Source organism: Martelella sp. UBA3392 (genome assembly GCF_002358775.1).
GTDB lineage: Bacteria > Pseudomonadota > Alphaproteobacteria > Rhizobiales > Rhizobiaceae > Martelella > Martelella mediterranea.
This window is the reverse complement of record NZ_DEPM01000256.1, coordinates 1-213: the sequence shown is the minus strand read 5'-3', so window position 1 is coordinate 213 and position 213 is coordinate 1. Positions and strand designations below refer to the sequence as shown.

Annotated in this window: 1 protein-coding gene; it reads left to right on the top strand. The window is 57.7% G+C overall.

Annotated features, from left to right (window positions below; all coding sequences use genetic code 11):
- Positions 1-124: 124 nt before the first annotated feature.
- Positions 125-213 (top strand): OB-fold domain-containing protein (locus B4E36_RS20130; RefSeq protein WP_345900748.1); only part of this gene is annotated, 89 nt, incomplete at its 3' end.

Genomic DNA, 213 nt, shown 5'->3' with positions numbered 1-213 from the left:
CCGAAAGGGGCAGTGAGGGTGGAGTGGCATTTGGGGGCTGTGCGGCGAGTGAACGGTAAGCAGCACACGCTGCGAGAACAAGAGGCATACGCGTGAAGACGTCACGTCAGAGGGAAAAAACTGCATGATCGGCAAGCTCAAGGGCGTGATCGACGAGATCGGCGATGACCATGTTGTGGTCGATGTGCATGGCGTCTGTTACGTCGCCTTCTG